Annotated in this window: 14 protein-coding genes; 10 read left to right on the top strand and 4 right to left on the bottom strand. The window is 59.2% G+C overall.

Annotated elements, in window-relative coordinates:
* Positions 1-48: 48 nt before the first annotated feature.
* Genes ISX84_RS12940 through ISX84_RS12930 form a run of 3 tightly spaced genes read left to right on the top strand, consistent with a single transcriptional unit; the run spans position 49 to position 1,504 of the window.
* Positions 49-642 (top strand): RNA polymerase sigma factor, encoded by a 594-nt coding sequence (locus tag ISX84_RS12940; protein ID WP_195820776.1) that lies wholly within the window; start codon positions 49-51, stop codon positions 640-642.
* A complete protein-coding gene (locus ISX84_RS12935) occupies positions 626-997 on the top strand; it encodes a hypothetical protein (RefSeq protein ID WP_195820775.1) in 372 nt (123 codons plus the stop codon). The genes ISX84_RS12940 and ISX84_RS12935 overlap by 17 nt, the downstream gene beginning before the upstream one ends.
* A gap of 3 nt (positions 998-1,000) precedes the next feature.
* The gene (locus tag ISX84_RS12930) at positions 1,001-1,504 is read left to right on the top strand and encodes a periplasmic heavy metal sensor (RefSeq protein ID WP_195820774.1); all 504 of its coding nucleotides are present in this window, start codon (positions 1,001-1,003) and stop codon (positions 1,502-1,504) included.
* A 24-nt stretch (positions 1,505-1,528) separates the two neighbouring features.
* Here the strand turns inward: ISX84_RS12930 and ISX84_RS23495 are convergent, their stop codons facing one another.
* Positions 1,529-2,932 carry a diguanylate cyclase gene (locus tag ISX84_RS23495; protein ID WP_195820773.1) on the bottom strand — a complete coding sequence of 468 codons (1,404 nt, stop codon included), beginning with the start codon at positions 2,930-2,932 and terminating at the stop codon, positions 1,529-1,531.
* 99 nt (positions 2,933-3,031) lie between these two features.
* Between ISX84_RS23495 and ISX84_RS12920 the strand changes: the two genes are divergently transcribed.
* From ISX84_RS12920 to ISX84_RS12890, 7 genes are all read left to right on the top strand, one after another.
* Positions 3,032-3,316: a DUF3572 domain-containing protein gene (locus ISX84_RS12920; RefSeq protein WP_195820822.1), complete on the top strand. Its 285-nt coding sequence runs from the start codon at positions 3,032-3,034 to the stop codon at positions 3,314-3,316.
* Complete coding sequence (locus tag ISX84_RS12915) at positions 3,313-4,011, top strand: HAD family hydrolase (RefSeq protein WP_195820772.1); 699 nt, start codon at positions 3,313-3,315, stop codon at positions 4,009-4,011. The genes ISX84_RS12920 and ISX84_RS12915 overlap by 4 nt, the downstream gene beginning before the upstream one ends.
* A 109-nt stretch (positions 4,012-4,120) precedes the next feature.
* Positions 4,121-5,683, top strand: a complete 1,563-nt coding sequence (locus ISX84_RS12910) for a trimethylamine methyltransferase family protein (protein WP_195820771.1) — start codon at positions 4,121-4,123, stop codon at positions 5,681-5,683.
* A gap of 99 nt (positions 5,684-5,782) precedes the next feature.
* Positions 5,783-6,367: a heme NO-binding domain-containing protein gene (locus ISX84_RS12905; RefSeq protein WP_195820770.1), complete on the top strand. Its 585-nt coding sequence runs from the start codon at positions 5,783-5,785 to the stop codon at positions 6,365-6,367.
* Positions 6,367-7,407, top strand: coding sequence for a diguanylate cyclase domain-containing protein (locus ISX84_RS12900; RefSeq protein ID WP_229884284.1), 1,041 nt, complete (start codon positions 6,367-6,369; stop codon positions 7,405-7,407). Before ISX84_RS12905 ends, ISX84_RS12900 begins: the two co-directional genes overlap by 1 nt.
* A gap of 600 nt (positions 7,408-8,007) precedes the next feature.
* A complete protein-coding gene (locus ISX84_RS12895) occupies positions 8,008-9,891 on the top strand; it encodes an SLC13 family permease (RefSeq protein WP_195820769.1) in 1,884 nt (627 codons plus the stop codon).
* A 141-nt stretch (positions 9,892-10,032) separates the two neighbouring features.
* The gene (locus ISX84_RS12890; RefSeq protein ID WP_442800624.1) at positions 10,033-11,346 is read left to right on the top strand and encodes a c-type cytochrome; all 1,314 of its coding nucleotides are present in this window, start codon (positions 10,033-10,035) and stop codon (positions 11,344-11,346) included.
* Between the two features lie 501 nt (positions 11,347-11,847).
* On the opposite strand, the gene ISX84_RS12885 is transcribed toward ISX84_RS12890, so the two are convergent.
* From ISX84_RS12885 to ISX84_RS12875, 3 genes are all read right to left on the bottom strand, one after another.
* Positions 11,848-12,342: a hypothetical protein gene (locus ISX84_RS12885; protein WP_195820767.1), complete on the bottom strand. Its 495-nt coding sequence runs from the start codon at positions 12,340-12,342 to the stop codon at positions 11,848-11,850.
* 1 nt (position 12,343) lies between these two features.
* On the bottom strand, positions 12,344-13,105 hold the full coding sequence (locus ISX84_RS12880) for a helix-turn-helix transcriptional regulator (RefSeq protein WP_195820766.1): 762 nt from the start codon (positions 13,103-13,105) through the stop codon (positions 12,344-12,346).
* 254 nt (positions 13,106-13,359) lie between these two features.
* A complete protein-coding gene (locus tag ISX84_RS12875) occupies positions 13,360-13,776 on the bottom strand; it encodes a hypothetical protein (protein ID WP_195820765.1) in 417 nt (138 codons plus the stop codon).
* Positions 13,777-13,788 lie beyond the last annotated feature (12 nt).

Genomic DNA, 13,788 nt, shown 5'->3' with positions numbered 1-13,788 from the left:
TGCGGCGTGACTTGATTGCACGTCCGCAGCCACTTATCGATGCTCGGAATGGATATGCCGCCGGACGACCCAGTTTCTGCGACGGATGATGCGCTTTTGGTGCTCTATGCCAACGGCGATCCCACGGCGGCCCGCACGTTGACGGCGCGGCTTTTGCCGCGTGTCTTTGGGCATGCGCTTCGTCTGCTTGGCGATGGGGCCGAGGCGGAGGACGTGGCACAGGAGGCGATGGTGCGGTTGTGGCGGATGGCTCCGGACTGGCGGCAGGGCGAGGCGCAGGTGACGACCTGGCTCTACCGTGTGACGGCCAACCTCTGCACAGACCGGTTGCGCAAGCGGCGCGGTGTTGGCCTCGACGAGATTGCCGAACCGGAGGATCCGAGCCCCGGCGCGGTGGAGCAGATACAGAATAGGGCGCGCCACGATGCGCTTCAGGATGCGCTGGACCAGTTGCCGGCACGGCAACGGCAGGCGGTGGTGCTGCGTCATATCGAGGGAATGTCGAACCCCGAGATTGCGCAGGTGATGGAGATCGGCCCCCGTGCTGTGGAAAGCCTGACCGCGCGGGGCAAACGCGCGCTGATCGACCTCCTGGCCGGACGGCGTGCAGAATTGGGATATGAAGATGAAAAAGCAGGATAATGACGCGGAACTGGAGGCGCTGGACGCCTTGTTTGACACCGTCCGGGCGCATCCGCCGGAGGTACCACAGGCGCTGATGGCGCGGGTGCTGGCGGATGCGGATGTCTTGCAACCAACTCACGGTCGACACCATGCGGTGCGCCTGGGGCTCCGCGCATGGATTGCTGATCTTCTCGGGGGCTGGCAGGGTATGGGCGGACTGGCGGCGGCTGCGGCGGCAGGCGTGTGGATCGGGTGGAGCCCGCCCGAGACCTTGCCCGATGCAGGTGCGTTGATTCTGGGGTACGAGAGTGCAGAGGTCATGAGCACGACCGCGGAACTGACCAGCTTCGGCTGGGATTTGGACGGAGACTGAGCCATGCAGGACACCCCCCCGAAAAGACCGCGGATATCGCGCCGGATCAAGGTGATCCTTGGGCTGTCCCTGGCGCTGAACCTTGCTGTTGTGGGGCTGATCGCCGGCACGGCGTTGCGGCACGGTGATGAAAAGCGGGGTGGGCCGCGTTCTGCCGGGTTCGGGGCGTATGGATTGCCTTACATGATTGCCTTGCCACGGGAGGAACGCCGATCCGTGATCCAGGCGGTTCGTGCGGGCAAGAAGGGCGATCTGCCCGACCGTGCAGCGCGGCGCGCGCTCTATCTCGAAGCGCTGACGGCGCTGCGCGCTTCTCCCTTTGATGCGCAGGCCTTGTCCGATGTTGTGACCCGTCAGGCACAGACCACGATCAGGGTGCAGCAGGTGGCGCAAGACGCGTGGCTGGAAGTTGTCGCGAATATGAGCGATGCAGAGCGCGCGGCCTATGCCGAAGAGATCGAAGAGGTTCTGCGTCGCGGCCCGAAGTCGCGGAAATTGCATCAATAGCGCGATGTAAGATATTGAAATTGCTTAGGCTGCGGGCCGGTTGAGGTTGACCTGATTGCGGCCCTGCAACTTTGCCGCATAGAGCGCCTTGTCCGCTGCGTCGAGCAGCATGTTGGCGTCCTGCTGCTGTTTGCGTTCGTGTTTGGCCCGCATGCCGCCGATGGTGACGCCGATAGAGACGGTGACCTTGATGGGCTCGTCCGCGCCGGGCACGGTGAACCCGCGCCCGCCGATCTTGCGACACAGTCGACTGGCCGCGGCGCGTGCCTCTGACAGCGGGGTCGCGGGCATCACGATCAGGAATTCTTCACCGCCGATCCGGGCGATCAGATCCACACCGCGCAGATTATCGCGCAGCCGCCGTGCCGTTTCCACCAGCACCGCATCGCCCGAAGCATGGCCGTAAAGGTCGTTGATCCGTTTGAAGTGATCCAGATCAGCCACCATCACGGCAAAACTGCGCCCCGTTGCAGCAGAGTGCTCCGCCACGCGCGCCAGATGCGGCATGGCGTAGCGGCGATTGTGCAGGCCGGTCAGCGGGTCGGACACAGCCGCCTGCAGGCCGGTGCGCACGGTGGCCCGCAACTGGTCGGCAATCCGCTTGCGGCGCAGCATCGCCTTGACCCGCAGGGTCAGCTCGGCCACGTCGAAGCCGTCGGTCATCAAATCGTCAGCCCCGAGATCGAGCGCATAGGCGCCCAGGCCGGGGTCAGGCCGCGATTGCAGCACCAGAATCCCGGAATGTCTTGTGATTGCTGTGGCGCGGATTGCAGCCAACAGGCGCAAGACATCGCTGGTGTTATTGTCGTCCTCGGCCAGGGTCAGGATAAAGACATCCGGCACCTTGCCCGGCGAGAGATCCCGCAGGGCGGTCTCGGGCGTGCTGAAATCCAGACTGGTGCGCAGATGCGGGCGGAGCACGGTCATCCAGTTGTGCGCCGCCGCGGCGTCCGAACCCACAAGCACGGCCCGGCCCGGAGGCCCGAATTCCATCGATTCCTCCGCAAAGCCCAAGGCACGCGAGGTGTCATCGCGCATCTGCCATTCCGCCGCCGAGTTATGGGCACGGATCAGGCTGCGCACACGCGCCAGCAGCAGCGTGTCGTCGATGGGTTTCAGCATCACGTCCTGCACGCCTGCTTCAAGCGCTTTGAGCCGCGTGTCTGCATCCGGGCGGCATCCGACCACCATCATCGGGATCGCACGGGTCTGGGGGCTGCGCTTCAACCTGTTGCAGAGCTCTGCCGCGTCGCAATCGGGCAGGGCCATCGCGGAAATGATCAGGTCGGGGTCGTGCCGCAGCGCCGCGACACAGGCCTCATCGGCGGTTGCGGCCTGCATCACCTCGTAGAAAGCGGAGGCGAGTTTGACCTTTAAAACGATGCGATTTGTCGAGATCGCATCCACGATGAGAATTTTGCCCTGCACGCGCTCTGCGTCCTTTCGAGGGTTATTTTCCGATGATCGACATTGCGCTCAATTTGGTTAACAAAGGGTTTCGAATTGGGGGCAATCTGCAGGCGGGCCATCATGTACACGCGGGAATCCGCCGAAGTCTTCGGCATCAGGCTGTTGGGCTGGCTGGCGGGGAATGAAGAGCTTCTGCCGGTGTTTCTGGGCGCGACGGGGGCTGCGGAATCCGATCTGCGGGCAGGGGCCACGGACCCGGTATTTCTGGGATCGGTCATGGATTTCGTGATGATGGACGACACATGGGTGGTGCAGGCCTGTGATACGCTCGGGGTGGGTTATGAGAGCGTCATGCGCGCCCGTCAGGCGCTTCCAGGTGGTGAAGAGGTCAACTGGACATGAGCGTGGTGCGTGGCGCGTTGTTCGACAAGGACGGTACGCTGTTCGATTTTGCCGCGACATGGGAGGCTTGGGCCGCTGCCTTTCTGGAGGGTCTGACATCCGACGCCCAAAAAGCGGCAGCGTTGGGCAAGGTCATCGGATTCGACTACGCGCAGCGCCGGTTTCAGCCCGACAGTGTTGTCATTGCGGGCACACCCGGTGAGGTTGCCGAGACCCTGTTGCCCCATATGCCGGGTCATTCGGTGGCCAGCCTGCTGGATTTCCTGAATGAGGAGGCCGAACAGGCGCCGCAGGTCGAGGCGGTGCCGCTGGTCCCCTTCCTCAGCGGTTTGCGGCAGAAGGGCCTGCGTCTGGGCGTGGCAACCAACGATGCCGAAGCGCCCGCTCGGACACATCTGGCGCGCGCAGGCGTCACCGGGTTTTTTGATTTTATTGCCGGCTTTGACAGTGGTCATGGTGGCAAGCCTGCGCCGGGGCAGCTTCTGGCCTTTGCCGAGGCTGTCGATCTGCCGGTTGAACAGATTGTCATGGTGGGCGACAGCACCCACGACCTGCAGGCGGGACGCGCCGCCGGTATGCGCTGTGTCGGCGTGCTGACGGGGCTTGCCGACCGCGATGTCCTGGCACCGCACGCCGATGCGGTTTTTGACGATATCTCCGCGCTCCCGGCCTGGATTGCTGCGCAAGGCAAGTGACGGCCGCCGCCGAACGCGCATAAAAACGACTGAATCCGTCGCGAATAAGACGGCTGCCTGCCAGCACCTCTGCCCTTTATGAAAGCAGATGTGCGAGGAGGGCGACGGGATGGCCACAACAGCAACCAAACGCAGGACACGGGGTGGCGGGCGCGCAGGCGCCGCGACCCGGCGCGGCACCGCTGTGATCGAACAGATGCCCTGGAATCCGCCCGTCAACACGGACGCGCCGACCGAGCCGCTTTCGCCCGAGGGTGTCGAGGCCATTCACGATGGCGCCATGCGCATTCTGGAAGAGATCGGCGTCGAATTCCTGAACCACGAAGCACTGGACATCCTGCGCAAGGCAGGGTGCACCACCGACGGCGAAAACGTTCGCATGGGCCGGGATTTCGTGATGGAGTGGATTGCCAAGGCGCCATCCGAATTCACCCTGACTCCGCGCAACCTGGACCGCAGGATCACCGTTGGTGGGCGCAATCTGCTCTTTGGTAATGTCTCGTCGCCGCCCAACTACTGGGACATGGAGCGGGGCACCAAGGTGCCCGGCACGCGCGAGATGTGTCGCAACCTGCTGAAACTGACCCAGTACTTCAACTGTATCCATTTCGCGGGCGGCTACCCGGTGGAGCCTGTGGATCTGCACGCGTCGGTCCGTCATCTGGACGTGCTCTATGACAAACTCACGCTCACGGATAAGGTGATGCACGCCTACTCGCTGGGCAAAGAGCGTGTCGAAGATGTGATGGAAATGGTGCGTATTGCCGGTGAACTATCACATGAAGAGTTCGACGCAACTCCTAGAATGTACACGAATATTAACTCAACCTCACCGCTCAAGCACGACATCCCGATGCTGGATGGTTGGATGCGCATGGCCCGACGTGGACAGGGGCTGGTGGTCACACCTTTCACTCTGGCCGGTGCGATGGCGCCCGTCACAATGGCCGGGGCCGTGGCCCAATCCCTGGCCGAGGCGCTCTGCGCGGTGGTGCTGGCGCAGATCATCAGGCCGGGCTGTCCGGTGGCCATCGGTACCTTCACGTCGAATGTGGACATGAAATCGGGCGCGCCGGCCTTTGGCACGCCGGAATACATGCGCGCCACGCAAATGACCGGGCAGCTGTGCCGGTTCTACGGCCTACCGATGCGGTCAAGCGGCGTCTGTGTGGCCAATGTGCCGGATGGGCAGGCGATGTGGGAGACCTCTAACAGCCTGTGGGCTGCGGTGCAGTCAGGCACGAACATGGTCTACCACGCAGCGGGCTGGCTTGAGGGCGGGTTGATTGCAAGCCCGGAGAAGTTCATCATGGATTGCGAAATCCTGCAGCAAATTCAACGCTATATGGACCCGACAATCACCGCGACAGGTCCCGATGAGATTGCGCTGGATGCCATCAAATCCGTTGGCAACGCAGGCCATTTTTTCGGCATCCAGCATACGCAAGATCGGTACACAACCGCCTTCTACCAACCCTTCTTGAGCGACTGGAAAAACTACGAGGGTTGGGAGGTGGCCGGTGCCGTCTGGACGCCGGAGCGCGCGCATCTGATGTTCAAGGAGATCATCGGCAGTTTCGAGGCGCCGCCGATGGAGGACGCCATCCGCGAAGAACTGGCTGACTTTGTCGCCCGTCGCAAGGCGGAAGGTGGCGCTCCGACAGACTTCTAACACGCTGTTTCAGGCGCAATTATCCGTACAATTGGCGATATTGGCTCTTTATTAACCGCTACGCTTCATTATCCGGGGCAATACTGGAATGAGGCGACCATGCATGGGCTTGTGAACAGAGCTATTCAACGGTTTGTCGTTGACAGCTACGGCAGTGCACAATGGGCTGCCGTTGCGCGCAATGCGGACCTCGGGTTCGTTGAGTTCGAGGCGATGTGGACCTATGAAGACAGCCTGACACCCCGTGTCCTGGCAGCCGTTTGTGATGTGCTCGACCGTCCCTACGACGAGTTGATGGAAGACATCGGCACCTACCTGGTCTCGCATCCCAACCTGGAAGCCCTGCGCAGGCTGCTGCGCTTTGGTGGCGTCAATTTTCTGGATTTCCTGCATTCGCTGGATGATTTGCCCGACCGCGCCCGATTGGCCGTGGCTGATCTGGTCCTGCCCCGGATTGAGCTGCGGGAACACAATCCGCACCAGTTCAGCTTGAACTGCGAAGGCGACATTCCCGGCTGTGGACATCTTTTTACCGGGGTGCTGCGGGCGATGGCGGATGACTATGGCGCGCTCGTATTTCTGGAGCATCAGGGGGTCAAGGACGGCGTCGAGACCGTCGCGATCGCTCTTCTCGAGACGGATTTCGCAGAAGGTCGTGGGTTCGAACTGGGGGTAAGTGTCTGATGAGCGGCGGCACCCTGTGTTACAAGATGTTGAACGTGATGTGCCCGATGCATGTCATCCTCAACCGCAATGGCGATATCAGGTTCGCGGGCCCTACAGCGCAGAAATTGCTGCCGGATGGCAGCCTTGTAGGTCGTTCCTTTCTGGACGTGTTCGAGATCAAAAGACCCAGGGAAATCAAATCGATAAGTGCGTTGCGCGAGAAGGCTGGCATGAAACTGCATATGCAGTTTCGTGATCCTCCGCACCGTGAACTCAAGGGCGTTCTGATGGAAGGGCCCGAAGTCGGGCAGATGATTGTCAACCTTTCCTTTGGCATTTCAGTCGTGGATGCAGTGCAGGAATACAAGCTTACAGCGGCGGATTTTGCCCCGACTGATCTGACGATCGAGATGCTCTACCTTGTAGAGGCAAAGTCGGCGGCAATGGAGGCATCGCGGCAGTTAAACCGCCGACTGCAGGGTGCACGCATTGCCGCAGAGGAGCAGGCCCTGACCGATACGCTGACCGGACTGAAGAACCGGCGTGCCATGGATCAGGTCCTCGCGGACCTGATTGCCGAGGGAGAATGTTTTGCCCTCATGCACATGGACCTGGATTACTTCAAGGCGGTCAATGACACGATGGGCCATGCGGCTGGTGATCATGTGCTGCAACAGGTCTCCAAGATCATGTTGAACGAAGTGCGCAGCCGCGACACGGTTGCCCGCGTGGGGGGGGACGAGTTTGTTTTGCTGCTGCGCGATGTGGAAGATCCCGCCATCATTGATCAGATCGCAAACCGCATCATTAAAAAGCTGAGCGAACCCATCTATTTCGAAGGCGCGCGCTGTGAGGTTTCCGGCAGCGCCGGCACAACCCTGTCGAGCAACTATCCGGTTTTGACGGCGGATAACCTGCTGGGGGATGCCGATGTTGCGCTCTACGAGTCGAAGTACCGTGGGCGCGGGCGCCATACATTCTTTTCTGAAGATCTACGCGAGAAAGAGCGGGATCCCGCATTGGCGTCATCCCGTACGCCGATCGTAAAACATGCTTGAGACACCAACCTCCTGCGTAAACAGTCAAGGCAGGGATGCCGGGAAAACGGTTCGTTTAAACCGGGTTTAAGCGCTCACCCTGACAGTGTTGGAGTTCCTTTTTCAAGTGACCCTGGTGTCGACGGGTCTTTTCGGTGTAGACCTCAGGCAAGGTCGATGTAAGTGATCTTTCGCGCGCCGAAATATTGGTTTTTGCAGTCTTTCAACGGATGTCACGCGTGGAAACTGGACGTACGCACAGCAGTTTATAGAATATCGAAAACATCTTGCCGCGTCCTACGAGAAGATGCACCTGACAATCATACATGTCCCGCCCTGGATGTCTTGCCACACGGGTCACCTTCCAAGTCAGTGATCATGGGTTTCTTGATCTGCTCGGCGCCACAATTGGAAGCCACATTCGGTCCGCTCCGACCTCGGGCATTGAACGTGATCCATGCCCGGATGCTTACGTCGATGTCCTCGGAGCTGCGGACGTGCAACTAGAAAGAGCTCCTATCCAAAGAAAGAGGGCACTGACGTGCGCGGACACCCCATGCTCTGACGGATTGTTGCGCGTGCGCTCTTCTGGCAGTAACAATTGAAAACGGGGGGCGTGAATTGGAAAATATCAGTCTTACTTTTGAAATGTCGGTGGTTCTTGGTCTACTTGCATTCACGGTCTTTTTGTTTGTCTCTGAAATCGTTCGAATAGATCTCGCGGCCATTCTGGTCATGGTCCTGCTGGGCCTGCTCAGCCAAGTGCCCGGCCTTGGGTCGCTGGCCGACGTCAGCAACCTCTTTAACGGTCTCGCCTCCAATGCCGTCGTCTCGATCATTGCGGTGATGATCATCGGTGCGGGATTGGACAAAACCGGCCTGATGAGCAAGGTGGCGTCCTTGATCCTGAAACACGGTGGCAAAACTGAAACCCGGATCATCCCGATTGTCTCCGGCACGGTTGGAGTGATTTCCTCCTTCATGCAGAATGTAGGGGCCGCTGCCCTTTTCCTGCCCGTGGTCAGCCGGATTTCGGTGCGCACGGAGCTGCCGCTCAGTCGGTTGCTGATGCCCATGGGGTTCTGCGCCATCCTCGGCGGAACGATGACGATGGTCGGATCCTCACCTTTGATCTTGCTGAATGATCTGCTTCTGAGTGCCAATCAATCGCTGCCCGCGGAGCAGCAGATGGCCACCTTCAGCCTGTTTTCCGTAACGCCTGTGGGTGTCTGTCTCGTTGCGACCGGTATCTTGTACTTCACGCTCCTGGGCCGCTGGGTGCTGCCAAAGGGCAGAAAGACCGGGGACGGCACAAGCGGCCAATCCCTGAAGGACTACCTGAAGAGCATATACGGTCTGAAGACGGATATTTTTGAGATCACGATCCCGGAAGGGCATGATTGTGTGGGCGAAACCTTCGATGACGTAATGCAGCGGTATCATGTCTACATCATCGGCAGCGCATATCAGGGCAAGCGCTGGTTCGCGCCCGTTATCCAGACGCAGATCACCGCCCCCTGCCGCCTTGCCGTGCTCGGGCGGGAAAAGGTCATTCAGCGTATGGTCGAGGAAGGCGGGTACATCCTGCACAAATCCCTGGAGGTCTTTGCCGAAGACTACGCCGCGACAAAATCCGGGGTGGCCGAGATGGTCATTCCGCCCGGTTCCTCGGTTATCGGCAAATGCGCGCATGATCTGGTGTTTCGCAAGACCTATGGGGCCAGCCTGCTGGCCATCCACCGCGATGAAGAAACGATGAGTTACGTGGAGACCGAAGATCACGCCCCGACGGCCGTGGGGGAGGTGCCGTTTCATGCAGGGGACACGTTGGTGATCCACAGCACCTGGGAAGCCCTGACCCGGCTGACGCGCGACCGGGATTTCGTGGTGGTCACCACGGATTTCCCGCAGGAAGAATTGCGCCCCAAGAAAGTCGGGTGGGCGCTGCTCTTCTTCATCATCTCGATATCCCTGATCCTCTTCACGGATCTGCGCCTGTCCCTCTGCCTGCTGACGGGTGCCGTGGGCATGATCCTGACGGGCGTGTTGGACATTGACGATGCCTATGAGGCCGTTAGCTGGAGCACCGTTTTCCTGTTGGCCAGCCTGATCCCGCTTGGGCAGGCGGTGCAGACAACAGGCACGGCGGCCTGGATTGCCGATCAGATCCTGTCCCTGCTGAACGGCTGGCCGCTCTGGTCTCTGCAGGCCGGGGTTGCGGTGCTGGCCACGGTGTTCACGCTGATCATGTCGAATGTCGGGGCCACGGTGCTGCTGGTCCCCCTGGCGGTGTCGATCGCCGTCGCGGCGGGGGGCGATCCGGCCATTTTTGCCCTGACTGTCGCGATATCGACCTCCAATTCCTTTCTTATTCCCACCCATCAGGTCAATGCGCTGATCATGGGGCCGGCCGGTTACCGGGTGACCGATTTCATCAAGAGTGGCGGGGTGATGACGATCCTATTTCTGGTCGTGTCATTGCTCGTCATGAATGTTGTCTTCTGACGCAATGCGCCCAATATCGTGCGGGCGCGAGGCGATGAATGGACGGGGCGAGGTATGGCCTGCTAGGGTGCAATGCAATCGGTGCGGGAACTCTGACCCGGAATGGAAAAGGCGACGCATGCAGGTATGAAGAATGGACGAGTGACGCGCGCAGCCCGGCGGTTGCTGCTTTCAGTGTTTTGTCTTGCTTTCGGCATCGGCCCCAATCTGCCGGCGGCGCAGGAGGCATTTACCCTTGAAGGGCACGGAGGACCGGTCAAGGGCATCAGCGCGCGCGCGGATGGCGCCATTCTGACCGCAAGCTTCGACAACTCCGTGGGCCTGTGGCGGGATGGCGTGCCAACCTGGTTGGAAGGGCATGAGGCTGCGGTGAATGCGGTGGTCCCTGTGGCCGGGGGCAGGGTGGTATCCGGCGGTGACGACTACTCTGTACGCCTCTGGGACCCGCAGGATGGGTCGATGCGTGAGCTTGGTCGGCACAGCGCCAAGGTCATCCGTCTTGCCGTTTCTCCCGATGGGCTGCGCGTTGCCTCCGCCAGTTGGGATCGCACCGTGCGCCTCTGGTCTTTGGAGGGCGGCGCGCCGGTCGAGCTGGCAGGCCACGCAAACACGGTCAGTGATGTCGCGTTCTCTGCCGATGGCGCACAGGTCTATACGGCCTCGGCAGATGGCACCATACGGCTTTGGGATGCGCACACAGGTGAATTCCTTCGGCGTCTGGTACAGCACGGCTTTGGGATCAATGCGCTGCTGGTCGCCCGCGATGACAGTTGGCTGGCCTATGGCGCCGTTGATGGCGGCACCCGGGTGGTCGCGCTGCCGGAGGCAACGGAAATGGGCGACTTCACGGCGGACAGGCGGCCTATTCTGGCAATGGCCCATCAGCCGGATATCGGGCGGATCGCGGTGGGGGACGCCCAGGGCTATATCATGATGATCGACACCGGTGCCTGGCGGATTGCAGAGGATTTTCGCGCAACCGCGTCCGGGCCGGTCTGGGCGTTGGCCTTCTCACCGGATGGTCAGAACCTGCATGCCGGCGGGATCGCCGATGCAATGTACAGCTGGCCAACAAACGGTCTGGACGATGCGACACAGATGACAGGCACCGAACGGTCCTTTCTGAAGGATCCAGAAGAGATGTCCAACGGAGAGCGTCAGTTTCAGCGCAAATGCTCTATCTGCCACACGCTGGAGCCGGATGGGAAACGCCGGGCAGGCCCGTCACTGCACGGGCTCTTTGGGCGACCGGCGGGCAGTATCGCAGGATATGCGTATTCACCAACCCTTGCAGAGGCGCAGATCGTCTGGAGCGAAGAGACGATCGATCTGTTGTTCGATCTTGGTCCGGATCACTACATACCGGGCTCGAAGATGCCCATGCAGCGGATCACGAAAGCGCAGGACCGCGAAGACCTGATCAGCTTTCTGCAGACGGCAACCATTCCGGACTAAGGACTGGCAACGATTGCTCGAAAACTGCGCCGATTGGCGTTTTGTCACCATGTGAGCCTCTCAATTTCTGGGACTGGGAACGGCTTTCCGCGATCTGACGCGCCCATGTTGAGAAGCGTGCGGAAGGCCACGTCGCGAGGTTGAACAGTCGCCGCGGCGGCGTGGAAGGTTGCAAGGGGCGATTTCCCGGTATGGCTTGGCGCAGACTGTACTGCAGTGCGGGCTCGATATCGTTTAGCTGCCACCAATTCGGATAGAGCGTTCCAGATGTACGCCGAATTGGGGGCATCCTGCTTGGTTGGATGGACTATCGCTCCCACCGTCGACGCGTGATAGGGGCTTCGCTGACCTTCTTGGCATGTTGAAATTCGCGTTCGTCGTTTGGCGCTCTATTTTCATTTGTGCCAGAATTGCGATTTTGCAGGAGATGTCCCAAGAGCACGCATCGCCCTGCTCAAATCAACAAGACCGGACGAGATCTGCTCAACAGATGGTCTTTGTTCAAATCGGGTATCCAAACTCCTGAATGAGTGCCCAATATTCCCGGTTTATCGTTTTCAGTGATGATATTGCATCCTCGATTTCCGCGATCGCCTTTTCGTCCACCAGATCACTTCTTCCCATTTTCAATTCGTTCCTACGGTCTGCGATCCGCATCATGATTGTTCTGGGATTTCCGCTTTCGGGATCGAAGGCGTAGATGCTGTGGCTGTACCTGTTGCGCAACGCAGAGAGTTTCATGACACGGCCCGTCAGCCCGAGGACGCGCTTCTTTTGCGCCTCGGGTGTCTTTTCCATCTTTGCCAATCGCTCCACCAGATCGATGCGCGCACGGGTGGTATTGAGCGTCAGAAAGATGATAACGGCCGCGTCTTTATCCGTTCCCGCCAGCCCTGCAATCAGGTGGATCAAAAGGCTTTCCGTGTTTGCCCAGGCGTAGTTGAGGCGCCCTGTCAGAAGCAGCAGCGCATCCAGATTGGCCGCAGGCGTTCCCATCTCACAGCTTTGAGCTGTTTCGTGCGAAGGACGGATCCAGATCGCTACCACGACCCCGGAGACCAATGCTGTCATACCACCTTGCCGCACAAGTGCGGTTCGAAACGCCGATCTTCTTGAGCAGGTTGTGGATATGCAGCTTGATCGTGTGTTGCGACAGGCCGAGATCAGAGGCGATATTCTTGTTCTGCAACCCTTGGGCTACAAGCTCCAATACCTCCCACTCCCGCGGGGTCAGGTTGGCGTCCGGGTCCATGGGCCCCTTGGAAATATCAGTCGATACCGGCCGCTCATCGATAAGCTCTGCGGGGTAAAAGACCTCTCCGCACAGCAGCAGGTTCATGACCGACAACCACACATCCATCTGAACGCTAAGCGGCAGGAAACCGATTTCCTTCAGCTGCGCTGACGATTTTCGAGCCGAGATAAGCTTGGTTGCCTGATGCGCATCGCAATATGCGACGATGATACGCGCCTGTCCTGCTGCATCAAAATAGGCGCCAGAACTGTGAATGAGGCGATCAATGCGGTCCTCTTCCACAACAACCATGACCACGCTGTCATCCTGACTTGTCAGTTGAGACAATTCGCTCAGGTTGGAGGTAAGCTTGAAGTCCAGCCAGCTGAATTCTGATCGAAATGTATCGAGCAGGCGTTGCGAAAATCGAAAGCGGCTGCCTAAAAAGACAACACTATCCTTTCGGGTCTTGGGTCTATTGGTCTCTGCGTTCTCAAAACTCTTACTAAACCGAGCACTTGTCATAATACTACTCCAAACACCTGTTTGTTAATACGCTCGAATACCCCGATTGTTCTCAAATTGACTATTAATATGGCTATTTTGCCTGATCGTACGGCTTACGTAAATAATACATCTGGTTAGGATTGATTATCCTGACCGAAAGATTGTTGTGGATCAGTGCGCAAAATCGAAAGTATCACCGCCGTTCACGTTAAACGATAATGTTTGCAAATGGTTAACGCGACACGTGATTTTAGGTAACCCGAGAAGCATCTTCAACGCGCGATAGATCCATTTACCGCCACGGATGTTGCCGGTTTCTTGAATGCAACCCGGGGTAGTTTCAACACCGCCTCCTTCCTAATCAAATTACCGGGCTGATCTCGCGATACGGTTCCGGCCATCATGGTTTTTGTCGTGATCCATTTCACGTCGAGAATCACTTTGACGAATTCTGCAAAGAGTTTTGCCGGGCAATTTTGGCCTGTTCGGAGAAGTGCGCCACATCGTTTTTTGAAGCGGTCGTCCAAGACATTTGAAAGGGGGACACAGCACACAGAGATTGCACAGATCACCTGTCGGCAGCCGATGATAGCGATCGCGTCATTGAGCGCCGGAATTCCTGAAAACTTGTAACTATGCCAGGCGGTGACCGCTTTTGAAATGAGTGGCGGTGCGTTTTGGCTCTTCAAAGAGTGAGACTA

Source organism: Roseobacter sp. MH60115, assembly GCF_015644665.1.
In the GTDB taxonomy this organism is placed as follows: Bacteria; Pseudomonadota; Alphaproteobacteria; order Rhodobacterales; family Rhodobacteraceae; genus Roseobacter.
This window is presented reverse-complemented; position numbering and strand designations above follow the sequence as displayed.